The organism is Comamonas sp. Z3, assembly GCF_008121565.1.
GTDB lineage: Bacteria > Pseudomonadota > Gammaproteobacteria > Burkholderiales > Burkholderiaceae_C > Comamonas > Comamonas brasiliensis.
In genome coordinates this window covers 265892-290075 of the sequence record NZ_VOQU01000003.1, presented here as the reverse complement: position 1 = coordinate 290075, position 24184 = coordinate 265892, and the positions used below count along the sequence as shown (strand labels likewise).

The window sequence follows — 24184 nt, the reverse complement described above, 5'->3', positions numbered from 1 at the left end:
CAGCCATGGCGTGAAAAACAAAAGCCCGGTGCATCGCTGCAACCGGGCTTTTTGACGGAGCAAGCCGCTTAGAACGCGCTTGAGCTCTAAAGGCTCAGGCCTGTTCGAGCAACTGCTGCTTCTGGCCGGGCAAGGCCGCCTGGGCAGAAGCCAGTGCCGCCGGCGCCATGCCGGGATGAGCCGCAGCTCTGGGGCTGCGCTGGGCGGCATGCACCGCGCCGCCGGCCAGCTTGAACTGGCTGACCAACTGGGCCAGTCGCGCCGCCTGCTCGCGCAGCGACTCTGCGGCGGCAGCCGACTCTTCCACCAGGGCCGCGTTCTGCTGGGTCATGCGGTCGATATCGCCCACGGCCTGGTTGACCTGGCTGATGCCCAGCGACTGCTCGCTGGACGCTGCCGTGATCTCGCCAATGATGTCGCCCACGCGCTGAGCGCTGTCCACGGTCTCCTGCATGGCCTTGCCGGCGCTCTCCACCTGGCGCGCGCCCACGTCCACGGTCTGCACGCTGGTGCTGATCAGTGACTTGATCTCGTTGGCGGCCTGGGCCGAGCGCTGGGCGAGGCTGCGCACCTCGGCCGCCACCACGGCAAAACCACGTCCCTGCTCGCCCGCACGGGCGGCTTCCACGGCCGCATTCAGCGCCAGGATATTGGTCTGAAAAGCGATGGAATCGATCAGGCCGATGATGTCGCCGATCTTGCGGCTGGAGGCCGAGATCTCCTGCATGCTGTTGACGGCCTGGCCGACGATCTGGCCGCCCTGCACAGCCGTCGAAGAGGCCGAGGCAGCCAGCTGGTTGGCCAGCTGCGAAGACGATGCGGTCTGCTGCACCGTGGCCGTCAGCTGGGCCAGCGAGGCGACGGTTTCCTGCAGATTGCTGGCCGTCTGTTCGGTGCGGGCCGACAGATCCTGATTGCCCGTGGCAATTTCCTGGCTGGCCGTCGCGATATTGCCGCTGGCATCGCGCACCTGGGCCACCGTGGTGCCCAGCGACTGCTGCATCTGGTCCAGCGCGCGCTGCAGATCCGTCAGCTCATCCTTGCCACTGACCTCGGCCTTGAGCGACAGATCGCCACCGGCAATCGTCAGTGCCATCTGGCGGGCCACTTCAAGCGGGCGGCAGATGGACAGCATATTGAGCAAGGTCAGCGGAATCACCACCACCAGCGCCAGGATCACGGCCACCACAAACATCCAGCGAGTCTGGTCGGCCACGTCGCGCTCGGCCGCAGCCAGCGCGTCGGCCTGCTCGCGCAGCAGCTTGTCCAGCTGCGCCAGCAGCTTGTCGGCCTCCATGACTTCGGCCAGGGCCTTGCCGCTCATGCGGTTGGCCGTCGTCGCAGAGTCATAGCCGCCGGCTTCCAGCTGCCGCGCAACGGGCTCGAACAGCTTGCGATAGCTGTCGAGGTGGCCAATGATGCTCTTGGTCAGCTGCGCATCCTGCGCGTTCTGGTCGGTCACGAACTTGCCCAGCGTCGCCTTGGACTTGTCGATGTACATGACCCATTGCTGATAGGCCTTGCGCACCTCTTCAGGCTTTTCGTACTGGATGACCATGTCCTTCTCGCTGGAGCGGATGCCGCCCAGCTCGGTGCGCAGCTGCGCCATATGGCCCGATTTGACAAAGGCGTTGCTCAGAAACTCCTGGCTCATGTCCTGGATGCGGAACATGCCCAGCATCCCGGCGCCCCCCAGCAAGCCCAGCAACACCATCACCACACCAATGGCGCCCATCATGCGCGTGCGGATGGTGAAGCCCCGCATCATTTCCAACAGACTCATGAATCTCTCTCCACTTTGAACGACTGGCATTGTCGGGCCAGAACTTGCAAATTGTTTCAGATTGTCACCGACACCGAGAAAAACCCGTGACTGCGATGCCCAAGCCATGGCGATCTGCAAGATGACAACGTCTTATCGGCAGACTTTTCGGCTTATCAACCCTGCCCGGACCCAAGTCTTGTCAAAGGCTTGACATTGTCATGATGTTAGGGTTGACCATTCAAGGCATCGAGTCCGCCAGCCCGGCGACTCACTTTCTGAAGGAGCCATCCATGCAACAAGTTTTTGAAGTTCAGGGCATGACCTGCGGCCACTGCGAGCGTGCCGTCAGCAACGCCATCCAGGGCGTCGATGCCCAGGCACAGATCAAGATCGACCGCGCCGCCAACCGCGTGGAAGTCGAAACCGGCGCCAGCCGCGAAGCCGTGGCAGCGGCCATTGCCGAAGAAGGCTACAAGGTCGCCTGAACGCTGCCCACCCACCGCGCCAGCACCTCACGCAAGGCATCAGAAGGCCGCTGGCGCGTTTTTTCAGGACTAGCCATGCCCAAGCACCCACCGACACCAAAAATCGCTCAGAACTGGCCTGTCGTCATCAGCGAGGCCGCGCGCCGCGCCGGGGTCTCTGCGCGCATGGTGCGTCACTACGAAGCGCTGGGCCTGCTGCCGCCCGTGCACCGCACCGACAGCGGCTATCGCCAATACACCGAAGCCGATGTGCACGCACTTCGCTTCATTCGCCGCGGGCGCGACCTGGGCTTTTCCATGGACGAGATCGCCACCCTGCTCGGCCTGTGGCAGGACCAGGGCCGCGCCAGCAGCCAGGTCAAGGCCATTGCGCAAAAGCACATCGCCACGCTGACAGAGCGCATTGCCGCCATGCAATCCATGCAGCGCACGCTGCAGACTCTGGTGCATTGCTGCCACGGCGACGACAGGCCGGACTGCCCCATCCTCGACGACCTGGCCAGCGCCGACACCGACCTGACGCCGGCGCACCATGAACCCACGGCGCCCCGGCGCAGGACAGCGGCCTGAGACGGCTTGCGGGTTTCACGTGAAACCCTCGTGGCCCGCGCTGGGCGGCGTCAACAACGAGACATGTTGCACTGCAGCAAATACTGCAGAATACTCTGTGCGATGAATGCGGTTGCTCTCATTCATCCTTTCAAATCATTCAAGCACAAGCATTGCCCATCAATGCAGGAGACAAACCATGAGCACCAGAGACATCTTCGTGGTCAGCGCCGCGCGCACGGCCATCGGCACTTTTGGCGGCAGCCTCAAGGACGTTCCCAACGCCCAGCTGGCCACCACCGTGGTCAAGGCAGCCATTGCGCGTGCCGGCATCGCCGCCGACACCGTGGGCCATGTGGTGATGGGCAACGTCATCCCCACCGACACGCGCGACGCCTACCTGTCCCGCGTGGCGGCCGTGGACGCTGGCTGTTCCATCGAAACCCCTGCCTACAACGTCAACCGCCTGTGCGGCTCGGGCCTGCAGGCCATCGTCTCGGCGGCGCAATCCATTGCGCTGGGCGACTGCGAAGTGGCAATCGGTGCTGGCTCCGAATCCATGAGCCGCGGCCCCTACTTCGACATGGCCTCGCGCTGGGGCGCACGCATGGGCGATGCCAAGAGCATCGACTACATGCTGGGCATCCTGCACGATCCCTGGCAAAAAATGCATATGGGCATCACCGCTGAAAACGTGGCCGAGCGCTACAAGATCAGCCGCGTGATGCAGGACGAGCTGGCCGTCATCAGCCAGCAGCGTGCCGCTGCCGCCATCGAGTCCGGCCGCTTCAAGGAACAGATCGTTCCCGTGGAAATTGCCAGCCGCAAGGGCGTGGTGCTGTTCGACACCGACGAACATGTGCGCGCCGCCACCACGCTGGACACCCTGGCCGGCATGAAGCCCGCGTTCAAGAAGGAAGGCGGCACGGTCACCGCCGGCAACGCCTCCGGCATCAACGACGGCGCGGCTGCCGTGCTGATGATGAGCGAGCAGGCACTGAAGTCTTCGGGCGCCAAGCCCATTGCCCGCCTGGTCGGCTACGCCCACGCCGGCGTCGATCCCGCATACATGGGCATCGGCCCGGTCCCCGCCACGCAGAAGGTGCTGGCACGCACCGGTCTGAAGATCGAGCAGATGGACGTGATCGAAGCCAACGAAGCCTTTGCCGCCCAGGCCTGCGCCGTGATTCAGGAGCTCGCTCTGGACCCGGCCAAGGTCAACCCCAACGGCTCCGGCATCTCCCTGGGCCACCCCGTGGGTGCCACCGGCGCCATCATCACCACCAAGGCCTTGTACGAGCTGCAGCGCACCGGCGGCCGCTATGCGCTGGTGACCATGTGCATCGGCGGCGGCCAGGGTATCGCGGCGATTTTCGAGCGCGTCTGATACCGCGTTTCCGGGCACGTGAAGCGCCCATGCAAAAGGCCTGCCGGAATGATCTGGCAGGCCTTTTTTGATAGCTCCTAGCGCTTGCTGTCACTTGATTTCAGCATCAATAAATACTGAAATCCTTGATTGAAAAGCGCAAGCAGCTACATCATCCATAGCGTCAGAAGGGCGCCTCTTCCGGGGCGCTATCGGCGGGCGCTGTGGCCGGGCCGGTGAACGTGCCCTGGCCGCGTCCCTGTGCCAGACGCACGGGCAGAGTCTCTGCCGCAGGCGCCGACGACAGCGATGCCGGCAGGCCGTCGCCCAGACCCGTGCGCCCCTCCCCGCCAAGTGCCTCGATCAGATCGGGAATCAGGCGCGACAGCTCGCCCGTGGCAATTGTCACATCGGTATCGAAACCGCCGTCATCCTGGGATTGGCCATCCATCACCGCATCGAGCAGCGCGATCTTCTTGATCTGCAGACCTTCGCTGAGCACAAAGCTCACGCGGTCATCCCAGGTCATGGCCAGCTTGGTCGGCAGCTTGCCATGCTCGATATGCTGGCGCACCTCGTCGATATCGAGCGGATGGCGTGCATAACGCACCACGGCCTTGGACTCGTCGGCGGCCTTGAGCTCGCACTCGCGGTCGATGGAAAAACCGGCGGGCGGCTCCTGCGTCATCAGCCAGTGCGCCATGGCGGCCTGCGGACTGGTCTGCGTATCCAGCAGCGCCACCGCAAAGCCCGGCAGGCCTTCGACCAGCAACGTCACGATCTCGTCGGCACGGCCTTGTGCACTGGTATCGAGCACCAGCGTGCGCGCCTGCGCATCGATCCAGACCCACATGCTGCCCTGCTTGGTGAAGGCCATGGGCAGCAGGTCCAGCTTGGCCTCGTCCTTGAGCTCCTTCTTCTCCTTCTTGCCGGGCTTGCGGCCCTCGGTCTTTTCGATGTGCTCGGCCTTCTCGTTGACCTTGCGGTTGAGCACGCTGGCCGGCAGCATCTTGGACTCGCTCATGAAGCGCATCACCCATTGACCGGCCACGCTTTCCACCAGCGGGCCATGGGGCTCGCCGCGCGGCGGCACCCAGCCCACGGAACGCTCCTGGGTCGCGCCGCACTCCTCAAACACCGTCTTTTGCAGCGCATCTTCCAGCAGCTGCAGATCACCCTGCCAGCTCTCGGCAATGCGATAAACAATCATGTTCTTGAACATCAAAAACCTTTGCTAAACCTTCAATCGTCGCCAGCTCCTGCAGCTGGATCCCGCGGAAAAAAATCGGCCGCCAACGCAGCCCATGCATCCATTGTTGCGCAGTCGCAGCCACTCAAACTTATCAATACTTTACAGAGCGGCTGCAAAACCTCACGTCTTAGAAACATGGGGGGTCCACACTTCAGTCATCCGCTACCGAATGCCCATTCAGGAGCAAGACCAGGCGGCCACTTCTTCCACTTCCACAGAAAAGGAAACAGACATGACCCGCTTTCGCCAGACACTGACCGGAGCCGCTGTTGCAACCGCCCTGCTCGCCTCGCTGAGCCTGCCCAGCTTTGCCCAGACAGCCCCCGCAGAGCAGCCTGCAGCCGCCCAGAAAGCGCCCGAGCCGCACAAGCACCAGCGTGGTGACAAGCGCGGCGACCGCATGGAGCATATGAAGCAGCGCATGGAGAAACTCAAGGCCGACCTGAAGCTGACGCCTGCGCAGGAAACTGCCTGGACCACCTACACCCAGGCCATGAAGCCCGGCGAACGCCCTGCCCCCGGCGACCGCGAAGCCTTTGCCAAGCTGACCACACCCGAGCGCATCGACAAGATGCGTGAAATGCGCGGCAAGCGCATGGCCGAGATGGACCGCCATGCCGAAGCCACCAAGGCCTTCTACGCCCAGCTCAATGCCGAGCAGAAAAAGACCTTCGATACGGCCACCCTGCGCATGCATCACCAGCGTGGCGGCCACCATCATGGCCACCATGGCGGCAAACCCGGTCAGGAGCGCCCTGCAGCGCCTGCCCCGGCAGCCAAGTAAGCCGGCTTCCATCACCATCCCATCTAAGCCCCCGGTCGTCATGACCGGGGTTTTTTTACATTTCGATGTCAATTGGCTGACTACCAACGCAAGCGCTTGCCGACAGCGCATCTATTCACAAGCTTCTAGATTCATATCCACAGAGGGAGCGAAATCAAGGCATTGGCTGAGCATAGATACCGCAACCAGATTTCAAGTATTTAGAGGGCAATTGACATGAAAAAACTGCAATTAGCAACAAATCTTGTAATCCCTACACTGATCAGCCTGGCAAGCCCCATGCTTCATGCACAGCCTGTGCAATCCTCGACCACTGCCCTCTATCTGCAATACGGCTCGGCAGAGCACGGCACCGACAGCTGGGCCGGCGGCATCATGCTCCCCTGGAACTGGAGCTACGCCCTGGGCCCGGGACGGATGACGGGTTACTGGGATCTCTCGCTCAGCCGCTGGTCCTCCGACTACCAGGGCGGCAATCGCTCGACCTGGGTTCTGGGAGCACAACCCACATTGCGCTGGCGTCCCGCACAAGGCCTGTCGCCCTGGTTCCTGCAAGCCGGACTGGGCCTGAGCTATGCCACCAACCACCGCTACATCAGCGACCACAAGGAATTCTCGACCCGCTACAACTTTGCCAGCCATATCGGCATCGGCTACCTGTTTGGCGAGCAACTGAAAAACGAAATCAGTCTGCGCTTCGAGCACCAGTCCAACGCAGGCATCAAACGCCCCAACCCGGGAGAGAACTTTCTTCAGCTGCGATACGCACGCCACTTCTGAATTTTTGAGCCCGCGATATCGGGACCGAGCAGGCCGCCCAACGGGCGGCTTTTTTCATGGTTTTCAGCGACCGCGCAAGCTGTGAATAAACCTGGTGATAAAACGAAGTGAATTTTTCAGTTTTCCACAGAGAGGAAAGCTTCTGGAAAGTTGTTCCCAAATCCAGGACATCGGCAGCCCATGTAGGGGCACAGCTTTTGTCAAAGTTCAAGTTGTTGATTCTTAATGAAATTAATTACTTATCAACAATTAAGTGAGCCACTTACTATTACTACTAATTAAAAAGATAAGACTAGAAATAACAACTGCGGTCGAAGTTTACACAGCAATCGGGGATGGTCTGGATAAAAAAAATGTCGATCAGATCAGCGGGCAAGCAGTTCTTGCGACATCACACCCTTGGAATCCAATGTGCCCAATCATGTTCTTCTCAGTTATTCACTATGAAAAACATAGCAAATAACGCTTATATATCAATGAACACAGGCAATTTATAAAGAATTAATGAGGAAATGAATTTCTGTGGATAAGCCAATATCAACTTCCATGTTTTCCACAAAAATGCGCAAGAAGGCAAAGTTGTTCATGAATCGAGGACAGCAGCAACCGTCATTTGTCTCCATGTTTGTCATCCCTGAAGATGCTTGATTTGCCTTGGTTTTTGTAAGTTATCAACAGCAGATGCCAAGTCTTACTACTACGACTATATTTTTATAAAGCTTCTAAAGAACAACTGAAGCAGAAGTCGCAAGCAAGATCCGGAAACACGCACGATCGCGGCTGATCAGGTGGGCCAATCCCTTTGCTTCAGACGGAAGTGCAGAAAAAAACGGCTTTGGAAAGATTGACGCGCCAGATCTCGAAAAATTGGCGTAAGATGCGCCTCCTCAGTGACAGGAGGTGGGGATAAATTCCCATCGAAGAGTCTTTGAAGTGCCTGTTATCCACAGAATGTTATGAACAGCTGGGGGAAACTCTTGAGGAATGTAGGCCAGTGATATCAGCCAGCATTGCGCTTTCTTCATTCAAAAAAATTCAATGATCCATAGGTCATTGTTTTCAAAGAATTTTTCACCTCTGCATGGAGCAGAACCCGGAGCAGATGCGCAAGCTCTGGGAAACTGCAGCCATCCGTCGGTGGAACGGAAACCAGGAACGCCGGCAGTTGCCCACCAGTCATGGTGGTCACTGGTGCACAAGCCTGGCGGTGTTGCTTCGGGCAAGACCTTGCGCGTCGGCAGCCAGGAAAGGCTGGATGCTGCTCGCAGTGCCAGGCAACTGTTAGAAAAATTACAAATGCGCGGAGTGCGCCGCAGCAGGTTCGAGAGGCGCGAAGAGGGTGCAGCGGCAGGGCAGAAAACCACCTTGCCGCGCACTTGAGAACAGCGAAAAACGGTCTCTGGAATGGCACGAAACAGCGGGATGCGGCCTTGAATCACCTGGGCAAGGCCGTGTTTCGCACCGGAACTCAAGACCCTCGGACCGGGCGCCGTTGCAGCGTAAAAGGCGGCAGGCCCTTGATGAGCAGCTGGCCGTAGCTGGTGCCCGTCAGACGGCGGTCATAGCAGTACACATGGGCCTGGTCTTCCTCGGTCCGGATGGCACGGCCTACCCACTGGGCCAGGCGGATGGCCGTGGCCGGCACCACCAGTTCGTTGAAAGGGTTGCGGCCGCTGCTGCGCAGCCATTCGGCTCTGGCTTCGCCAACGGGGTCGTCGGGCGGCGCAAAAGGCAGCTTGGTGATGAACAGCGACTCGCAGAGGGCTCCCGGCAGGTCCAGTCCTTCGCCAAAGGACTGCATGCCGAAGATGATGGAGGGCTCGCCCATCGCCACGGCCTCGCGGTGGCGGGCCAGCAGGGTCTGGCGGGGCAGGGCGGTCTGCACCAGCACCTGGTTGCGCATGCTGGTGGACAGCGCGTCAACGGCCTGCCGCATCTGCTCACGGGATGTGAACAGCACCAGTGCGCCGGCCTGGATGCGGCTCAGATCGTTCAACAGGGCCTCGACCATCTCCTCGGTAAAGCGTGCGGCTTCGCGCGGGTCTGAGGCCGTTTCACGGGCCACCAGCGTGCCCTGGCGGGCATAGTCGAAGGGACTTGGCACTTCCAGCGTGGTGACGGAGTCGTCATTGGCCAGTCCCGCTTCGCGCAGAAAGAAGTCGAAATGGCCGCAACTGGTCAGCGTGGCGGATGTCAGCACCGCGCCACGCACCTGCGACCACAGATGCTGGCGCAGGGTGGAGCCGGGCTGTATCGGGCTGGCATGGGCCTTGACCACGATGAACTCGCCGTCCATCTCCAGCGTGAACCATTTGGCATGGGGCACCATCTTGCCGTCGCCATCGCTCTCGTTGTTCTGCAGCAGCAATTGCGTGGTGTTGAAAATGGCTTCCAGCCTGGGCGCCAGGGCGCCGACCTGCGCATAGACGGTGGACAGGCGCTGTGCTTCCTCGGGTTGTTCCTTGATTTCGGCGCGCAGGGCCTTGGAGACGGCGCGCAGCGCATCCAGAAAGCCGTCGGCATGGTGCGCAATCTGTCCCAGAGGCTCCAGAAGCGCCTCTGGCAGCACCCCGCGGGGTGCCCGTACCCTGGCTGGCCCATAGCTGTCTTTCTGCGATTTGAGCGTCTCTCCATAGTGCTCCATGACCAGTCGCGCCAGCTCCTGCATCTGCTGGCGCAGCTGACCCGCATGCTTGGGCACGTCGGCCAGTTCCTCGACTTCAGCGACCTGGTTCACGCGCAGCGCACGGCTGGCCAGCTTGTCGATCCAGCCCAGGCGGCTCAGATCCATCTCGCCGGCAAACTGGTCCAGAGCCGTGGAGGGCAGGTGGTGGGCTTCATCGAGCACCAGCAGACAGTTGTCCAGCTCGGGCAGCAGCTTGGAGCCCAGTGAGGAAAGCAGTAAATCATGATTGGCGACAATGACTTGCGCCGCCACCAGGTCCTTTCGGCGCTCGTAATAGACGCAGCTGCCGAAGGCCGGGCAGTGCTTTCCGGTGCATGAAGAGGACTCAGCTGCCACGGGGCTCCAGGCCTCGGCCTCAGGCGGGGTCTCCAGGGAGTCACGGTCGCCGTTCCAGGCCTCCGTGGCCAGTGCATCGGCCATGGATTTGTAGAACTGCATGCGGGCCTGCAGCTCGTGCTGAGGGCGGCTGAACTTGGTCTGGCCCTGCTCCTCGCCAAACAGATCGTCCATTTCGTCCTGTGCTTCCCCCGTGCTTGCCAGACGCTCCAGCTTGAGCTTGCAGACAAAGCGGCCACGCCCCTTGGCCAGGGCGAATTTGAAAGGCTGGTCCAGCTTTTGCGCCAGGGCCGGCAAATCCTTGTTCACCAGCTGTTCCTGCAAGGCCACCGTGGCTGTGGAGATCAGCACCCGCGTGCCGCGAGACAGCGCCATGCGGATGGCCGGAATGCTGTAGGCCAGCGATTTTCCGACCCCGGTGCCGGCCTGTACGACGGCGATGGCGCGACGTGGTTCCGGCTCGCCTTCATCGATTTTTCCGAGCTGCGCCTGGCTCAGCGTTTGCGCGATCTGGGCCGCCATTTTTCGCTGTCCTTCACGACTGCGAAATCCCGGCATGGCCCCGACTACGGCATCAAAGGAATTCAGGGCCTCTTCAGCCCACTTTTTTTCATGCATTTCAGCGTTTTTCGAGACGCAAAGACGCTGTGCTCTTGCGACTTATAAGTATTCGTACAGAGATATGTATTAAATAAGATTGAATTTCTTATGCAATACGGCATACAAATCGGTGAAGTCTGTATGTTCTACAGCTGTATCCGAGGGAGTCCGTAGGCAGAACTTTTCCACTGCTTGTATATGACTTGTTCATTGTAGTTGTGGATTTTGCCGGGTGCAGTTACCAAGAAACTTATCCACAGAATGACTTGAAGAATGGCCTGTACATATCCTGGAGACAACCATGTACAAATACCTGTGGATATGGCTGTTAAATTTTTATGAACAAAAAGATTTTTCTAGATTCTTGTGTTGCTGCAAATTTGCAGAAACAGCATGGTTTTCAAGTGCTGTGGGTAAGGTTGTTCATGGCTTTCTTCACTCTTGCAGATGGCAAAGCAGAAGATTTATCCACAAGTCTGGTGAAGGCCGCAGCGTGCAGCGGATGGCGGAAGATTACCCATCGCCAATGCTCGTCTCGCTGCTTTGTATGCAAGAGCACCGGTTTCTGTTGAAATCTGGATGCGGAGAAGGAATGGTGCGAAATCTATCCACCGCGTGGATAACTTCAAAGCTCATCTTTTGATAGTAGATATCCATTGACCATCAATGGATTGATCCTGTTTTCCCTGAAGTTCAGGGACCAGGCATGCTTCGGCCTGTGATCATGAAGTAATGATACTTTCGGTACTCATGTATGAAAAAATACATGAAAGATGCCTGTTTTTTGAGCAAATGGCAGAGGGTATGCGTGAGTTGCCTGAAAAATGGGCAATGCAGCCTGTCTGAAGGCTGATTTCCTGGTTTCAGACCGCCAGCGGAGCAGGGCCTGCTCTGCGGCCCTGTTTCAGTCCGTCAGTCCGTGATCGGCCTTACCAAACCGTAATGCGTGTGTCATCCACGCCGCGGGGTGCTCTTCCTAGCATGGCGTCATCACTGCAGGTGAAGTCGTGGACGCGCCCGTCACTTGCCGGACTTGGGAAAGAGTGAACATGTACAAGAGCCTTGTGAGACAGCCGGGAGCGGCACATTTACCAAACTGGACATTGGCAAGACTGCCGGTGATGGCTGCGGCCATTGCCGTGGCGGGTCTGCTGCTCGGCTGTGATGCCTCCAGAGCCACCGAGGAGGCGCAGAAGCCGGTTGCGCAACTGCCCAAGGGCTTTATCCAGGTCAAGCCAGCCTCCGTGAAGATGCTGGAGATCGCGCCCGTAGCCAATCCGCAGGGGTTGCAGATGGCCTGGGCTCCTGCGCATGTGGCCTTCGTCGAGGATCGCGTGGCCTCCGTTTCGGTACCGGTTTCGGCGCGTGTCCTGTCCGTCAATGCGCATGTGGGCGATATGGTCAAGGCCGGCGATCTGCTGGCGACTCTGGTCAGTCCCGATGCGCTGCGCACCCGCTATGACGTGGCTGCGGCCAAGACCGCACATGATGTGGCCGTGGTAGAAGCCCAGCGCCAGCAGACCATGGTGGACAAGGGCGTGGGTGTGGAAGTCGATCTGCGCGCCGCGCAGGCCAAGCTGCGCGAGACCTCGCAGGAGCTGGGCCGCGCACAGGGCACGGCCCAGCTGCTGGGCTCGGGCGGTGGCGATCGCCTCGAGCTGCGCGCACCGCGTGCCGGCATCGTGGCCGAGCGCAAGGCCGTGGTGGGGACTGCCGCTGAACCGGGAGCCGCGCTGTTCATGATTGGCGATCCCCAGGCCATGAATGTGGTCGCAGAGGTGTTCGAGTCCGATCTGCCCGGCATTCGCCTGGGCAGTGCCGTGCAGGTCGAGGTGCCGCAGTTGCCCAAGCCGATCAGGGGTACGGTGCGCCATCTTGGAGCCACGCTGGACAAGGAGTCGCGCCGCGCTGCCGTGGTGGTGGAGCTGAGCGAACAGAACCCGGTGCTGCGTCCCGGCATGCAGGCCAAGGTGGGCGTGCAGCTGTCGAATCAGCAGGAGATGCTGATTCCGGTCACCGCCGTGCTCATCAAGGATGAAAGCCACAGCGTGGTCTATGTGCAGCATGAGAACAACCAGTTCGAGGCGCGCGTGGTGACGCTGGGGCGCCCATCGCGAGGCATGGTCCCGGTGATCAGCGGCCTCAAGGTCGGTGAGAAGATTGTGGTGCGTGGTGGTCTGCTGCTCGACGGCGCGGCCAGTCAGCTGCTCTAGTCCGGCAGGAGCCTGAACCATGCTGAGTTCATTTATTTCATTTGTGGTGCATCGTCGGCTGCTGGCGGTGTGCGCCACGCTGGCGATTGCCGTCTACGGCGTCTACGCCTATCTGCAGACCGCCATCGAAGCCTATCCCGACGTGACCAATGTGCAGGTCGGGGTGATCACCCAGGCACCGGGCCTGGCTCCCGAAGAGGTGGAGCGCCAGATCACCCAGCCGCTGGAGCGTGAGCTCAACGGAACGCCGGGTCTGATATCGCTGCGCTCGGAGAGCTATTTCGGCCTCTCCATGATCAATCTGGTCTTCAACGACGACGCGAAAAGCTTTACGGCGCGCGCCGAGGTGTCGCAGCGTCTGCCGCAGGCGGATCTGCCCAATGGCGTGACGCCTGAAATGGCGCCTGATTACACGCCGCTGGGCAAGATCTTCTACTACCGCCTGCAGAGCGACAGACACAATCTGGCGCAGCTGCGCACCGAGCAGGAATGGCATGTGGTGCGCGTGCTCAAGCAGGTGCAGGGCGTGGCCGACGTGGTGAGCATTGGCGGCTTCGTCAAGGAGTTTCACGTTGAAGTCGACCCCGAAAAGCTCTACAGCCTGGGCCTGTCGCTGGACGATGTGAGCGATGCGCTCTCCAAGTCCAACCGCAACGTGGGTGGCGGCCTGATGCGCCGTGGCGAGCAGTCCTTCATCATTCGCGGTATCGGCCTGCTGCGCAATCCGCAGGAGATTCAGGATGTGGTCGTTGCCATGCGTGGCAAGGCTCCCGTGACCATCGGCGACGTGGCGCGTGTCGCGCAGTCGCATACGCCGCGCCAGGGCTCGGTGGGCATGGACGACCAGAACGATGTGGTGCAGGGCATTGTGCTGCTCAAGCGCGGCGCCAACCCCTCCATCGTGCTCGATGACATTCATGCCAAGGTCGATGAGCTCAACAGCGGCGGCCTGCCCGAAGGCATGCACATGGTCACCAACTATGACCGCTCCGATCTGGTGGGCCACACGCTCAAGACCGTGCAGCACAACCTGCTGTTCGGTGCCACGCTGATCATTGCCGTGCTGTGGCTGTTCCTGCGCAGCCTGCGTGGCTCGCTGATCGTGGCCACGGTGATTCCGCTGTCGCTGCTGGTGGCCTTCATCGGCCTGCACTGGCTGGGCATGCCTGCCAATCTGATCTCCATGGGCGCCATCGACTTCGGCATCATGGTGGATGGTGCCGTGGTGCTGGCCGAGAACATCATCCGCAACGCACGGCAGCGCAAGCCGCAGACGGCCAACGACATGCGCCACATCATTGTGGATTCGGCCGTTGCCGTGGCCAAGCCCACGCTGTTCGCCATGGCCATCGTGATTGCGGCGCTGATTCCCGTGTTCTCGCTGCAGAGCATCGAAGGTCGCATCTTCCGCCCGCTGGCCATGACCTACAGCTTTGCCCTGCTGGGTGCGCTGGTGTTTGCCATGGGTCTGGTGCCGGCGCTGTGCGCATTGCTGCTCAAGCCCAAGCATGTGATGGTGGAAGAGCCCAAGATCTTCGACCGTGCGCACCACGGCTACCAGCACTGGATCGCCAAGGTGCTGGGCGCAGCCAAGCGCCGCACTGCGGTGATCGCCGTGTTCGTGAGCGTTCTGGTGGTGGCTGGTGTTTCTGCCAAATGGCTGGGCACCGAGTTCCTGCCGGAGCTCGATGAGGGCGATGCCTATGTGCTGGTGCAGATGCCGGCTTCCATCTCGCTGGAAAAAGGCCAGGAAGTGCTGCGCGATGTGCGTCTGCGTCTCAAGGTCTTCCCCGAAGTGATCACCGTCACCACGGAGCAGGGGCGCCCCGAATCGGGCACCGACAACGAGACGCTGAATCTGGCCAAGGTGCTGGTGCGCCTCAAGCCCCATGGCGAATGGCGCAAGGGCCTGACCAAGCCCGCACTGATCGAGGAAATGCGGGCGACGCTGGGCGAGATTCCCGGCGTGGCCTTCAACTTCGCGCAGCCCATTCGCGACAGCGTGGAAGAGTCCACCTCGGGCGCGCGCGGCCAGGTCGTGCTCAAGCTGTTCGGGCCTGATATTCCCACGCTGCGCAGCATTCTTCAGCAGACCAAATCGCTGGTGAGGGACATCGATGGCGTGGTCGATCTGGATCTGTACCGCGATGCCCCGGCACCCCAGGTGCATGTGCAGTTCGACCGCCAGGCCCTGGCACGCCAGGGCATTGCCATGGAGGACGCGCAAAAGACCCTGGAAGTGGCCCTGGCCGGCAATGTGGCCACCACTTTGTGGGAAGGCGAATTCCCCGTGCCGGTGCGCGTGCGCCTGCCCTACGTGGACCGCATGGACGAAGAGCGTATTCGCAACATCGCCATACCGCTGCCCGATGGTGGCTCGGTGCCTCTGGGCTCGGTCGGTACGGTCAGCATGAAGGTCGGCAACTCCTCCATCTTCCGCGAAGGCAATGCGCGCTACATGGCGCTCAAGTTCAACGTGGAAGGCCGTGACATCGGATCGGTGGTGAAGGACACGCTGGCCACCTTCAAGCAGAACGTGAAGCTGCCTGAAGGCTACCAGGCCGTCTGGGGCGGTGAATGGGAGAACCAGCAGCGTGCGGCTGCGCGCCTGAAGGTGGTGGTTCCGCTGTCGCTGGTCATCGTCTACGCCCTGCTGTTCGGTGCGCTGGGCCAGGCCCGCAGCGCCGGCATCATCCTGCTGTGTGCGCCGTTTGCCATGGTGGGCGGGATTGCGGCCCTGCATCTGGCGCATATCGAGCTCTCCATCAGCGCGGCCATCGGTTTTATTGCCTTGCTGGGCCAGGTGGCCCTGGCGGGGCTGCTGGTGGTCTCTGCGGTCGAGGACTTGCGCCGTCAGGGCATGCCCTTGATGCAGGCCCTGATCGAAGGAGCGGCCGAGCGCATGCGCTCCATCATTCTGGTGGCGTTGCTGGCGCTGCTGGGCCTGCTGCCCATGGCACTGTCCACTGGCGTGGGTAGCGAAACCCAGCGCCCGTTTGCCTCGGTCATCGTCGGCGGCATGGTGGTGCTGCCTCTGGTGGCACTGGTGCTGCTGCCCGTGCTGTATGCCTTGCTGGGCCCCAAGAACATGTTGACGCAGGAAGAACGTGATGAAAGCGCTCAAGATGAATAAATGGCACTCGCTGGCCATGGCTGTAGCACTGTGCTGCGGTGCTTTCAGCGGCCTCGCTCATGCTGCCGATGCGATGGACGCACCTGCGCAGAACAGTGCAGCAGCGGGCCGTATGGCGGCCCCTGTGCAGCCTGTGACCCTGCAGGAATATCTGCGCATCGTCGTGCAGAACCAGCCCAATCTGGCGGCCGATCGCATGCAGCTGGATCTGGCCAGGGCCGACAGCAAGACGGCGGCCACCATCTCCAATCCCGCCATGCATTACTCCAGCAAGCGCGGCGAAAAGGAATGGGGCGTGGAGCAGGCCATTCCCATCTTCGGCCAGCGCGGCATGCGCATCGAGAACGCCAGGCTGGGCGAGAAGGCCGCGGCGGCCAATGCAGACGTGGCGGTCGCCGTCACCATGAGCGATGCCGCCCATGCCTTCAACGAGCTGCTGGTGGCGCAGCAGCGCTATCAGGTGTGGCTGGCTGCACGCGACGAGCTGGAGAGGGCGGGCAACATCGTCAAGGGCCAGATCGAAGCCGGTACGCGCAGCCGCTATGACGGCGCGCGGCTGAACCTGCAGCAGGCCCAGATGAGCATGCAGGTCAGCAAGGCTCAGGCCGCCTTGCGGGATGCCGCATCGCGCGTGGCTGCCATTGCGGCCCTGCCGCAATGGCAGGTGCGTGTCGAAGGCAGCCTGCAGGCTTCCGACCTGCGCAAGGCCCCTGGCTACGAGCTGCTGTGGAACCAGGCGCAGATCCAGTTGCCGAGCCTGCGTGCCGCGCAGGCCGAGCTGGACAGAGCGCGCCAGAAGATCCAGCTGGAGCAGCGTGAGGCCCTGCCCACGCCATCCTTTGGTCTGGCCCGCATCCGCAACAGCGTGGACGGAAGTTTCAATCAGGTGGGCGTGAGCGTGGAGATCCCGCTGTTCGACCGCCGCCAGGGCCCCATCGAGCGCGCCAAGGTCGAGGCCGACCAGGCTGAGCTGCGCCGCGATGCGGCCTTGTTGGCCGCTCAGTCCGAACTGCAGCGCGCGTTGCAGCAGCTGTCGCTGCGCCGCACGGCCGTGCGCGACTACGAGAAGGAAGGGCTGGCCCAGATTGCGCCGCTGCACCAGATGGCTCAGGACGCCTACAAGCTGGGCAAGGGCACGATTCTTGAGCTGATCGATGCACTGGGCTCGATCACCGAGCATCGGCTGGAGCATCTGGAGCTGGTCAAGGACATGCTGGACGCCGAATGGGAAGTGCGTCTGGCCAGCGGCGATCTGCCACAGGTGCAGCCTTGAGCGAGGCAAGGGAGATGGCACAAACCCCTGTACCACCTCCTGATGCATCCCTGCTGCCCGCTGCGAAGGACGAGGCGACGGCTTATAGTGTCTGTCCACCAACGGCCAGAGACAGACTTCGCATGTACCGCTACCTCATCATCGAAGACGATGCGCTCAACGCGCGTTACATCGCTGAAGGGTTGCGCCAGCAAGGCGCGCATGTCAGCGTCTGCGCTGACGGTGTGCAAGGCATTGCGCAGGCCGTGGGCGAGAACTGGGATGTCATCATCCTCGACCGCATGCTGCCCAATGGCTTCGACGGGCTGCAGATCCTGCAGGCGTTGCGCTCCATGGGAAAGCAGACGCCGGTGCTGGTGCTCAGCGCCCTGTCTGCCACGGACGAGAGAGTGCGTGGGCTCAAGGCCGGCTGCGATGACTATCTGACCAAGCCCTTTGCCTTTTCCGAACTATCGGCCAGGCTTGAAGCCCTGGTGCGCCGTGCCCAGATCCCGGCTCCCACGCGCGAGATGCAGGTGGCCGATCTGCGCGTCAACCTGATTTCGCGCAGCGCCGAGCGTGCCGGCCAGCCGCTGTCGCTGCAGCCGCGCGAATTCCGTCTGCTGGCGTTTCTCATGCAGCACGCGCACCAGATCGTCACGCGCACCATGCTGCTGGAGTCGGTCTGGGATTACCGCTTCGATCCGCAGACCAATGTGATCGACGTGCACATCAGCCGCTTGCGCAGCAAGGTGGACAAAGGCTTTGCCACGCCTCTGATCCACACCGTGCGCGGTGTGGGCTACAGCCTCTCGGACCAGCCACAAGACCTGCCCGAGGTGGTCTGATGATGCGCTCCAGACCCTGGAGTTCGCTGGCCTTCAGGCTGGCTCTCAGCTATGGCGGCCTCATGGTGCTGACCATGGCCATTGTGCTGGCTGTCTTCTATGTCCAGACCGTGGGCGTGGTGCGGGTACGGCTCGACAAGCAGGCCGAAAACCATGTGCGCAGACTGACCGAGCACTCGGCGAAATACGGCCCGGGGGCGCTGGAAAACGAGATTCTGCAGACCATTCGTGACGGTGTGAACACCGACACGGAAATCGTCATTCTCATGAACCCGCAAGGTGAGACCATTGTCAGCAATGCCGAGGTCTATCCTCCGCGCAAGCTCAGCATCATGGGCGTGCGCGAGCTGACCGTGAAGCGCAACGGGCGGCTGATGGTAGGCCGGGTGGCCGTCGTGGAAATGCCCAATGGCAATCTGCTGGCCGTGGGCAGCGACATGCAGCTGCAGCGCGATATGGAAGAGCTGTTTGGCCAGGCCAGCCTGCTGGCGGCCGTGGCGGCCTGCATCATGGCCGTGATAGGCGCCATGGTCTTCCGACGCGTGGTGGACGAGCGCGCGGCCGCCATTCGCAGCACCATGTCGCGTGTGGCGGCAGGCGAGCTGCGCCAGCGCATACCGGTCGATCAGCGCGAGGATGAATTCACGCTGCTCAACCGCGATATCAACACCATGCTCGACAGGCTCGAGCAGCTGATGGAAGGTATACGCCACGTCTCCAACAGCATTGCGCACAACCTCAGAACGCCGCTGACGCGCATCCTGCTGCGTCTGCGCAACGCGCAGCAGGCCAGCCCCGAAATGCAGTCCGCCACGCTGGCGCTGGTGGCCGAAGAAGTGGCCGAGCTGGGCGTGGTGTTCGAGAAGCTGCTGCAGATTGCCGAAGTGGAAAGCGGAGCCAGTCGCAAGAGCTTTGCATCGGTTGATCTGCAGGCCTTGCTGGTCGACGTGGTGGACTTCTACGAACCGTTGGTGGAAGACGCCGGCGGCATTCTCAGGCTGGATGTGCAGGAAGGTGTGCAGGCCCTGGGCGATGGCGACCTGCTGGCCAGCGCTGTCTCCAATCTTGTCGATAATGCTATTAAATACGGAGCGTCACCCGACGATATCCACGGGGCTGACGTGCTGCTGCGTGCCGCGCCAGCGCAGGAGCATGGCAGCGATGGCGTCTGGGGTGTGGAGATCACCGTGCAGGACCAGGGGCCGGGTGCAGATCCTCAGACCCTGGAGAAAATGACCACCCGTTTCTACCGCGCGGAATCTGATCGCCCGGGCTATGGACTGGGTCTGGCCAGTGTGCTGGCCATTGTCCAGCTGCATGGCGGCAAGCTCAGTTTTCACAACGCCCATCCAGGCCTGGTGGCGCGCATCTGGCTGCCTGCCGTGGCGTAGGGGCGAGATCGGAGTCTCGTCGTTAGAAGCTGGCGCGATAGCTTTGTGCATCCAACTGGCAATGGCTGTCGATCGCTCCTGGCAGATCAAACAACTGAGGGCGCTTTCTGAAGTCGTAAAGTCGGTATAGATGAAAGCGAGAAGATTCTTGCTGTGACACCTGCAGCTCATTGCGTGTGACAAAAAATGGCGTTTCTTTGGCAAAGCTGGTGGTCTTTACTTCGATCAGCTTTTCCTTGCCATGCAGGTCGAAGGATCGCACATCAAAACCGAGTCCATCCCCCAGCGACTCGGCAACATGCTCGACCCTGCTTGCCAACTTGTGCAGTCCTTGCTTTTCAAGCTGCCATTGCTCATAAGCCAGCACAAATTTTTCGCCGGCCAAACCCAGTGAACGATTGCGTGCTTCCTGAGCCAGATAGTCACGTTTAGCGGCACTGTGCAGGGCATAAGTCGCGGTGGGCTCAGCCGCTTTGGGCGTGCGCTTCGGGGGCTCTTGCTGCACAGTGTCGAATGTCGGAGCGAGGTACTCAACTGCCGGCTGAGTCACGGCAAATTGCACGATGGCTTCCAACGCCTGGCATTGCTGCAGCTGGGATTCGACTTCCTCTATCAGCAGCGACTGGAAGTTGAACCGTGGCTGATAACCCTTGATGTGAGGGTAGCCAAGAAGACGCATGACTGCACTGATATTGCAGTGCTTGAATTCAATGGATGCAGGCGATCGGATACCGTTCAGTTGCTGGAATAGAAGCTGTCGGCAAGCCGCCTTGTTGTAGCGTTGCCCGGCCAGTTCTTGCTGCAGCATGTTCAGATAACTTTGGATGGTTGCCCGAACTTCTGTTGCGCTCCAAGGCTTGCCTTTTTGTGATGTCTCCATGTCCCGATCTTGCCAGGGATTAAACGCACTGCTTGCTGCTATGAAAGCGCCTTGTTGCCATAGGCACAGAACCCTGGTTTGGGGCCTTTCTTGGGGTGCAATCTGCAGGTCTCCGGGCGCTTTTCATAGACCGTGCAGCGGCGCGTGTTCTTGTCCAGGAAATTGCAGTCGCCGCCCGCCCGGCGGGCCATGGTGAAGATCTCGTGCTTGGGGTTGAAGTGGTCGATCAGGCGCATCTTCAGCAGCCGCTTGGCGATCAGCTTGGGCTCGATGTTTTCGACCTCGAACGGGTCCACCAGCTCCAGGCGCACCAGATCCGGCAGGCGCACCTCCAGCGGCATGGTGCAGCAATTGGCCGCGCAGCTGTCACACATGCCGGCCTTGTACTTGCTCCAGGTTTCCAGGCGGTCGACGTCAACAATGCGGATGGAGGATTTCATTTCGGGTGGGGCACTTCTGGCAGAAGCGCGATGCTGCCATGAGATGTCGATGTCTGCCTTGCGCCATTGCTATGAGCAGACCCGGTTCATGGGATTGAGCGGGCTGCAGGGCAGCCTACACTGCACAGGCATATCACCATCCACGGGAGAACGATTTTGGCAAGTCAAACCACGCTTTACTACGCAGCTGGCACCTGCGCGCAGGCCGTACTGATTGCGCTTTATGAGGCGGATGCCCAGTTCACGCTCAAGACGCTGAGCTTTGCCGACAACGAGCAGCGCAGCCCCGAATACCTGGGCATCAATCCCAAGGGCAGAGTGCCCGCGCTGGCCACGGAACACGGCGTGCTGACCGAGACTCCGGCGCTGCTGCTGTACGTGGCGCAGACCCATCCGCAGGCAAGACTGGCGCCGCTCCATGATCCCTTCGCGCTGGCGCAGATGCAGGAGTTCAATGCCTATCTGGCATCGACCGCGCACATCGCCCACGCCCACCGTCCGCGCGCCTCGCGCTGGGCCGACGACGAGGCTGCCCAGGCCGCCATGCGCGCCAAGGTGCCGCAGAACATGCGCGATTGCTTTGCCGTGATCGAGCAGCACTATCTGGGTGACAAGACCTGGGTGATGGGTGAGCAGTTCACCGTGGCCGACGGCTATCTCTACACCGTGGCGGGCTGGCTCAAGGGCGACGGCGTGGACATCGCCGAGTTCCCGCGCGTGGCGGCCCATTTCGAGCGCGTGAAGGCCAGGGCTTCGGTGCAGAGGCTGAAATAAAAAAAGGCCAGCTTCCGCCGGCCTTCTCTTTGTTTCTTGAATTCACCTGCAGGGGGATCAAACGTCGATATTCCCCGCCCGCAGCGCGTTGTCTTCGATGAAGTTGCGGCGCGGCTCGACCTCGTCGCCCATGAGCATGGTGAAGACGCGGTCGGCCTCGATGGCGTCGCCGATCTTGACCTGCAGCAGGCTGCGGACATTGGGGTCCATGGTGGTTTCCCAGAGCTGCTCGGGGTTCATTTCGCCCAGACCCTTGTAGCGCTGGCGGCCCGTGGTGCGCTCGGCTTCGGAGATCAGCCAGGCCATGGCCTGACGGAAGTCGCCGACCTTCTCGGTCTTGGCCTTTTCGCCTTCGCCGCGCGTGACCTTGGCGCCTTCGCCAAGCAGGCCGACGAAGTTCTGCGCTTCGTCGGACAGGGCCGCGTAGTCATGGCTGCGCACGAACTCCTGGGTCAGGATGGAGCTCTTGATGTTGCCGTGGTGATGGCGGCTGATGCGCAGGATGGGGTGCTCGCTGTTGGGGTCGATCTCGGCCGTCACATCGGCCGGCACGCCGGTGGTGGTCAGCTCGCGCAGCTTGGCTTCGAGAATCGGGGCGCACTCCTGCGCTTGCTCGATGGTGTCGAGCTTGATCTGCACGCCGTCGGCAATGGCGCGCAGGGCTTCGGCATCCATGAAGTTGGACAGGCGCTCGATGACGGTTTCGGCGGCCAGGTGCATGTTGGCCAGCTTGGCCAGTTCTTCGCCTTCCACGGTGCGCGGATTGTCGCCGCCGGTGTTCACGCTGGCATGGTTCAGCGCGATCTTGAGCAGGTATTTGTTGAGGGCCGGGCCGTCCTTGAGGTAGAGCTCTTCCTTGCCGTTCTTGACCTTGTACAGCGGCGGCTGGGCGATGTAGATATGGCCGCGCTCGACCAGGTCGGGCATCTGGCGGTAGAAGAAGGTCAGCAGCAGGGTACGGATGTGGGCGCCGTCCACGTCCGCGTCGGTCATGATGATGATGCGGTGGTAGCGCAGCTTGTCGGGGTTGTAGTCGTCGCTGCTGCTCTTGCCCGAGTCTTCGCTGACCTTGCCGATGCCGGTGCCCAGGGCGGTGATCAGGGTGATGATTTCCTGGCTGGACAGCAGCTTTTCGTAGCGGGCCTTTTCCACGTTCAGGATCTTGCCGCGCAGCGGCAGGATGGCCTGGAACTTGCGATCGCGACCCTGCTTGGCGGAGCCGCCGGCGGAGTCACCCTCGACGATGTAGATTTCGCACAGCGCAGGATCTTTTTCCTGGCAGTCGGCCAGCTTGCCGGGCAGGCCCATGCCGTCGAGCACGCCCTTGCGGCGCGTCATTTCGCGGGCCTTGCGGGCGGCTTCGCGGGCGCGGGCGGCTTCCACAATCTTGTTGCAGAGAATCTTGGCGTCGTTGGGCTTTTCTTCGAGGAATTCGGCGAGCAGCTTGCCGACAATGTCTTCCACGGGCGCACGGACTTCGGAGCTGACCAGCTTGTCCTTGGTCTGGCTGGAGAATTTGGGCTCGGGCACCTTCACGCTGAGCACGCAGCACAGGCCTTCGCGCATGTCGTCGCCGGTGACTTCGACCTTGGCCTTCTTGGCCAGTTCGTTGTCGGCGATGTATTTGCCGATGACGCGGGTCATGGCGGCGCGCAGGCCGGTCAGGTGGGTGCCGCCGTCACGCTGGGGAATGTTGTTGGTGAAGCACAGCACCTGCTCGGCATAGCTGTCGTTCCACTGCATGGCGACTTCGACGCCGATTTCGGTGCCGGGAATGCCACCATAGGTCTCTGCCGGGCGTGTGCCTTCGGCGTAGAAGGTGGTGGGGTGCAGGACCTTCTTGGTGCCGTTGATGAATTCCACAAAGCCCTTGACGCCGCCGGCGCCCGAGAAGTCGTCTTCCTTGCCGTCGCGCTCGTCCTTCAGGCGGATGCGCACGCCGTTGTTCAGGAAGGACAGCTCGCGCAGGCGCTTGGCCAGAATCTCGTAGCGGAACTCGAAGTTCTCCTTGAAGATTTCCTGGTCGGGCAGAAAGTGCACCTTGGTGCCGCGCTTGTCGCTGGGGCCGAGCACGCGCATGGGCGAGACTTCGGTGCCGTCCACGACTTCGATCAGGCGGTTTTGCACAAAGCCGCGCGAGAAGTCGATTTCATGGCGCACGCCGTCGCGGCTGACGGTGAGCTTGAGCCAGATGGACAGCGCGTTCACGCAGGACACACCCACGCCGTGCAGACCGCCCGAGACCTTGTAGCTGTTCTGGTTGAACTTGCCGCCAGCGTGCAGCTCGGTCAGGGCGATTTCGGCCGCCGAGCGCTTGGGCTCGTGCTTGTCGTCCATCTTCACGCGCGTGGGAATGCCTCGGCCGTTGTCGATCACGGACAGCGAGCCATCGGCGTGGATGGTGACCAGAATGTCGTCGCAGTAGCCGGCCAGCGCTTCGTCGATGGAGTTGTCCACGACCTCGAAGACCAGGTGGTGCAGACCGGTGCCGTCCGAGGTGTCACCGATGTACATGCCCGGGCGCTTGCGCACGGCTTCCAGGCCTTCCAGGATCTGGATTGCGCCTTCGCCATAGCCGCCTGCATCTGCGGCGCTCTGGGTGTCTGGCTTGTTCTCTTCGGTCATGAAATTACCTTGCTGCTACAAGGTC

General features: G+C 61.3%; 19 protein-coding genes. 12 read left to right on the top strand and 7 right to left on the bottom strand.

Going from position 1 to position 24184, the window contains the following annotated elements:
• Positions 1-94: 94 nt before the first annotated feature.
• A complete protein-coding gene (locus tag FSY59_RS09840; protein WP_050873117.1) occupies positions 95-1783 on the bottom strand; it encodes a methyl-accepting chemotaxis protein in 1689 nt (562 codons plus the stop codon).
• A gap of 272 nt (positions 1784-2055) precedes the next feature.
• Between FSY59_RS09840 and FSY59_RS09835 the strand changes: the two genes are divergently transcribed.
• From FSY59_RS09835 to FSY59_RS09825, 3 genes are all read left to right on the top strand, one after another.
• Positions 2056-2250 carry a heavy-metal-associated domain-containing protein gene (locus FSY59_RS09835; RefSeq protein ID WP_003059978.1) on the top strand — a complete coding sequence of 65 codons (195 nt, stop codon included), beginning with the start codon at positions 2056-2058 and terminating at the stop codon, positions 2248-2250.
• Between the two features lie 75 nt (positions 2251-2325).
• The gene (cueR, locus tag FSY59_RS09830) at positions 2326-2820 is read left to right on the top strand and encodes a Cu(I)-responsive transcriptional regulator (RefSeq protein ID WP_043370373.1); all 495 of its coding nucleotides are present in this window, start codon (positions 2326-2328) and stop codon (positions 2818-2820) included.
• A 178-nt stretch (positions 2821-2998) separates the two neighbouring features.
• Positions 2999-4186 carry an acetyl-CoA C-acyltransferase family protein gene (locus FSY59_RS09825; RefSeq protein WP_003059983.1) on the top strand — a complete coding sequence of 396 codons (1188 nt, stop codon included), beginning with the start codon at positions 2999-3001 and terminating at the stop codon, positions 4184-4186.
• A gap of 163 nt (positions 4187-4349) precedes the next feature.
• Here FSY59_RS09825 and FSY59_RS09820 read toward each other — a convergent pair whose 3' ends face one another.
• A complete protein-coding gene (locus tag FSY59_RS09820) occupies positions 4350-5387 on the bottom strand; it encodes a recombination-associated protein RdgC (RefSeq protein WP_043370372.1) in 1038 nt (345 codons plus the stop codon).
• Positions 5388-5649: 262 nt separating this feature from the next.
• Between FSY59_RS09820 and FSY59_RS09815 the strand changes: the two genes are divergently transcribed.
• Complete coding sequence (locus tag FSY59_RS09815; protein WP_043375967.1) at positions 5650-6201, top strand: Spy/CpxP family protein refolding chaperone; 552 nt, start codon at positions 5650-5652, stop codon at positions 6199-6201.
• Positions 6202-6417: 216 nt separating this feature from the next.
• Complete coding sequence (locus FSY59_RS09810) at positions 6418-6981, top strand: acyloxyacyl hydrolase (protein ID WP_003059988.1); 564 nt, start codon at positions 6418-6420, stop codon at positions 6979-6981.
• Between the two features lie 1025 nt (positions 6982-8006).
• Here FSY59_RS09810 and FSY59_RS09805 read toward each other — a convergent pair.
• Both FSY59_RS09805 and dinG read right to left on the bottom strand, forming a co-directional pair.
• Positions 8007-8453 (bottom strand): hypothetical protein, encoded by a 447-nt coding sequence (locus tag FSY59_RS09805; protein WP_148728890.1) that lies wholly within the window; start codon positions 8451-8453, stop codon positions 8007-8009.
• Positions 8450-10621: an ATP-dependent DNA helicase DinG gene (gene dinG / locus FSY59_RS09800; RefSeq protein WP_148728889.1), complete on the bottom strand. Its 2172-nt coding sequence runs from the start codon at positions 10619-10621 to the stop codon at positions 8450-8452. Before dinG ends, FSY59_RS09805 begins: the two co-directional genes overlap by 4 nt.
• 283 nt (positions 10622-10904) lie before the next feature.
• Between dinG and FSY59_RS09795 the strand changes: the two genes are divergently transcribed.
• The 6 genes from FSY59_RS09795 (at position 10905) to FSY59_RS09770 (ending at position 19440) form a co-directional block, all read left to right on the top strand.
• Positions 10905-11246 (top strand): hypothetical protein, encoded by a 342-nt coding sequence (locus FSY59_RS09795; protein WP_148728888.1) that lies wholly within the window; start codon positions 10905-10907, stop codon positions 11244-11246.
• A 406-nt stretch (positions 11247-11652) separates the two neighbouring features.
• Entirely contained in the window at positions 11653-12816 is a 1164-nt protein-coding gene (locus FSY59_RS09790) for an efflux RND transporter periplasmic adaptor subunit (RefSeq protein WP_255439311.1), read from the top strand.
• 19 nt (positions 12817-12835) lie between these two features.
• On the top strand, positions 12836-15949 hold the full coding sequence (locus tag FSY59_RS09785) for an efflux RND transporter permease subunit (RefSeq protein ID WP_003059994.1): 3114 nt from the start codon (positions 12836-12838) through the stop codon (positions 15947-15949).
• Entirely contained in the window at positions 15927-17222 is a 1296-nt protein-coding gene (locus tag FSY59_RS09780; RefSeq protein WP_148728887.1) for a TolC family protein, read from the top strand. The genes FSY59_RS09785 and FSY59_RS09780 overlap by 23 nt, the downstream gene beginning before the upstream one ends.
• A gap of 122 nt (positions 17223-17344) precedes the next feature.
• The gene (locus tag FSY59_RS09775) at positions 17345-18049 is read left to right on the top strand and encodes a response regulator transcription factor (RefSeq protein ID WP_019042907.1); all 705 of its coding nucleotides are present in this window, start codon (positions 17345-17347) and stop codon (positions 18047-18049) included.
• Positions 18049-19440 carry a HAMP domain-containing sensor histidine kinase gene (locus FSY59_RS09770; RefSeq protein WP_148728886.1) on the top strand — a complete coding sequence of 464 codons (1392 nt, stop codon included), beginning with the start codon at positions 18049-18051 and terminating at the stop codon, positions 19438-19440. Before FSY59_RS09775 ends, FSY59_RS09770 begins: the two co-directional genes overlap by 1 nt.
• A 22-nt stretch (positions 19441-19462) precedes the next feature.
• Here the strand turns inward: FSY59_RS09770 and FSY59_RS09765 are convergent, their stop codons facing one another.
• Positions 19463-20320: a DUF3883 domain-containing protein gene (locus FSY59_RS09765; protein WP_253279278.1), complete on the bottom strand. Its 858-nt coding sequence runs from the start codon at positions 20318-20320 to the stop codon at positions 19463-19465.
• 38 nt (positions 20321-20358) lie between these two features.
• Positions 20359-20760 (bottom strand): YkgJ family cysteine cluster protein, encoded by a 402-nt coding sequence (locus tag FSY59_RS09760; RefSeq protein ID WP_003072116.1) that lies wholly within the window; start codon positions 20758-20760, stop codon positions 20359-20361.
• 156 nt (positions 20761-20916) lie between these two features.
• Between FSY59_RS09760 and FSY59_RS09755 the strand changes: the two genes are divergently transcribed.
• The gene (locus FSY59_RS09755) at positions 20917-21534 is read left to right on the top strand and encodes a glutathione S-transferase family protein (protein WP_148728885.1); all 618 of its coding nucleotides are present in this window, start codon (positions 20917-20919) and stop codon (positions 21532-21534) included.
• 57 nt (positions 21535-21591) lie between these two features.
• Here the strand turns inward: FSY59_RS09755 and gyrB are convergent, their stop codons facing one another.
• Positions 21592-24159 (bottom strand): DNA topoisomerase (ATP-hydrolyzing) subunit B, encoded by a 2568-nt coding sequence (gene gyrB / locus FSY59_RS09750; protein ID WP_003060005.1) that lies wholly within the window; start codon positions 24157-24159, stop codon positions 21592-21594.
• Positions 24160-24184: the final 25 nt, after the last annotated feature.

What these genes read in the sequence shown, in the direction of transcription:
- FSY59_RS09815 (WP_043375967.1), top strand. Translation starts at nt 5,650, where the DNA reads ATGACCCGCTTTCGCCAGACACTGACCGGAGCCGCTGTTGCAACCGCC.
- FSY59_RS09765 (WP_253279278.1), bottom strand. Translation starts at nt 20,320, where the DNA reads ATGGAGACATCACAAAAAGGCAAGCCTTGGAGCGCAACAGAAGTTCGG.
- dinG (WP_148728889.1), bottom strand. Translation starts at nt 10,621, where the DNA reads ATGCATGAAAAAAAGTGGGCTGAAGAGGCCCTGAATTCCTTTGATGCC.
- cueR (WP_043370373.1), top strand. Translation starts at nt 2,326, where the DNA reads ATGCCCAAGCACCCACCGACACCAAAAATCGCTCAGAACTGGCCTGTC.
- FSY59_RS09835 (WP_003059978.1), top strand. Translation starts at nt 2,056, where the DNA reads ATGCAACAAGTTTTTGAAGTTCAGGGCATGACCTGCGGCCACTGCGAG.
- gyrB (WP_003060005.1), bottom strand. Translation starts at nt 24,159, where the DNA reads ATGACCGAAGAGAACAAGCCAGACACCCAGAGCGCCGCAGATGCAGGC.
- FSY59_RS09790 (WP_255439311.1), top strand. Translation starts at nt 11,653, where the DNA reads ATGTACAAGAGCCTTGTGAGACAGCCGGGAGCGGCACATTTACCAAAC.
- FSY59_RS09820 (WP_043370372.1), bottom strand. Translation starts at nt 5,387, where the DNA reads ATGTTCAAGAACATGATTGTTTATCGCATTGCCGAGAGCTGGCAGGGT.
- FSY59_RS09785 (WP_003059994.1), top strand. Translation starts at nt 12,836, where the DNA reads ATGCTGAGTTCATTTATTTCATTTGTGGTGCATCGTCGGCTGCTGGCG.
- FSY59_RS09810 (WP_003059988.1), top strand. Translation starts at nt 6,418, where the DNA reads ATGAAAAAACTGCAATTAGCAACAAATCTTGTAATCCCTACACTGATC.
- FSY59_RS09760 (WP_003072116.1), bottom strand. Translation starts at nt 20,760, where the DNA reads ATGAAATCCTCCATCCGCATTGTTGACGTCGACCGCCTGGAAACCTGG.
- FSY59_RS09775 (WP_019042907.1), top strand. Translation starts at nt 17,345, where the DNA reads ATGTACCGCTACCTCATCATCGAAGACGATGCGCTCAACGCGCGTTAC.
- FSY59_RS09825 (WP_003059983.1), top strand. Translation starts at nt 2,999, where the DNA reads ATGAGCACCAGAGACATCTTCGTGGTCAGCGCCGCGCGCACGGCCATC.
- FSY59_RS09770 (WP_148728886.1), top strand. Translation starts at nt 18,049, where the DNA reads ATGATGCGCTCCAGACCCTGGAGTTCGCTGGCCTTCAGGCTGGCTCTC.
- FSY59_RS09780 (WP_148728887.1), top strand. Translation starts at nt 15,927, where the DNA reads ATGAAAGCGCTCAAGATGAATAAATGGCACTCGCTGGCCATGGCTGTA.
- FSY59_RS09840 (WP_050873117.1), bottom strand. Translation starts at nt 1,783, where the DNA reads ATGAGTCTGTTGGAAATGATGCGGGGCTTCACCATCCGCACGCGCATG.
- FSY59_RS09795 (WP_148728888.1), top strand. Translation starts at nt 10,905, where the DNA reads ATGTACAAATACCTGTGGATATGGCTGTTAAATTTTTATGAACAAAAA.